The organism is Paraburkholderia rhynchosiae (assembly GCF_002879865.1).
Taxonomy (GTDB): Bacteria; Pseudomonadota; Gammaproteobacteria; order Burkholderiales; family Burkholderiaceae; genus Paraburkholderia; species Paraburkholderia rhynchosiae.
On sequence record NZ_PNXY01000102.1, the window covers coordinates 1 to 1,316 of the forward strand.

The window sequence follows — 1,316 nt, forward strand, 5'->3', positions numbered from 1 at the left end:
GACGTGGCCCGCGAGACCGAACTCGAACGCGCGCCGCAACTGTCGGCGCGTTTGCGCAATCCGGTCTATCTGAAGCGCGAGGACAACCAGCCGGTGTTCTCGTTCAAGGTGCGCGGCGCGTACAACAAGATGGCGCATATTCCGCTGGAAGCGCTGGAGCGCGGCGTGATCACCGCGTCGGCGGGCAATCATGCGCAGGGCGTCGCGCTGTCGGCGGCGCGCATGGGCGTGAAGGCGATCATCGTGGTGCCGGTGACCACGCCGCAGGTCAAGGTCGATGCGGTGCGCGCGCATGGCGGCCCGACCGTCGAGGTCGTGCAGTTCGGCGAATCGTATAGCGATGCGTACGGTCACGCGGTCAAGCTTCAGGAAGAGCGTGGCCTGACTTTCGTGCATCCGTTTGACGATCCGTATGTGATCGCCGGTCAGGGCACCGTTGCAATGGAGATCCTGAGCCAGCATCAGGGACCGATTCACGCGATCTTCGTGCCGATCGGCGGCGGTGGACTCGCAGCAGGCGTCGCCGCGTATGTGAAATCCGTGCGTCCCGAGATCAAGGTGATCGGCGTGCAGACCGACGATTCATGCGCGATGGCGGCCTCCTTGAAAGCGGGCGAGCGCGTCACGTTGAACGAAGTCGGCCTGTTCTCGGACGGCACGGCAGTGAAGCTCGTCGGCGAAGAAACCTTTCGCCTGTGCCGCGAGTATCTCGACGATGTGCTGCTCGTGAACACCGACGCGCTCTGCGCCGCAATCAAGGATGTGTTCCAGGACACGCGCAGCGTGCTGGAGCCCGCAGGCTCGCTCGCGGTGGCGGGCGCCAAGCAGTATGCGGAGCGCGAGGGCATCGAGGACCAGACGCTGATCGCCATCACGTCCGGTGCGAACATGAACTTCGACCGCATGCGTTTCGTCGCCGAGCGCGCCGAAGTCGGCGAGGCACGTGAAGCGGTGTTCGCGGTGACGATCCCCGAAGAGCGCGGCAGCTTCAAGCGCTTCTGCGAACTGCTCGGCACGCGCAGCGTCACCGAATTCAATTACCGGATTGCACAGGCGGAGTCCGCGCATATCTTTGTGGGCGTGCAGATCAGGAACCGCAGCGAATCGGCACAGATCGCGGGCGCATTCGAGGCGCACGGTTTTGCGACCGTCGACCTGACCTTCGACGAACTCTCGAAGCAGCATATCCGTTACATGGTCGGCGGCCGCTCGCCGCTCGCGCACGACGAGCGCCTGTTCCGCTTCGAGTTTCCCGAGCGGCCGGGCGCGCTGATGAAATTCCTGTCGTCGATGGCGCCGGACTGGAATATCAGCCT

1 protein-coding gene is annotated in these 1,316 nt (G+C 64.3%); it reads left to right on the forward strand.

Annotation, left to right across the window (positions count from 1 at the left end; all coding sequences use genetic code 11):
- Nucleotides 1–1,316, forward strand: a 1,316-nt coding sequence (gene ilvA, locus C0Z16_RS36965; RefSeq protein ID WP_102636846.1) for a threonine ammonia-lyase, biosynthetic, incomplete at both ends; no start/stop codon positions are given.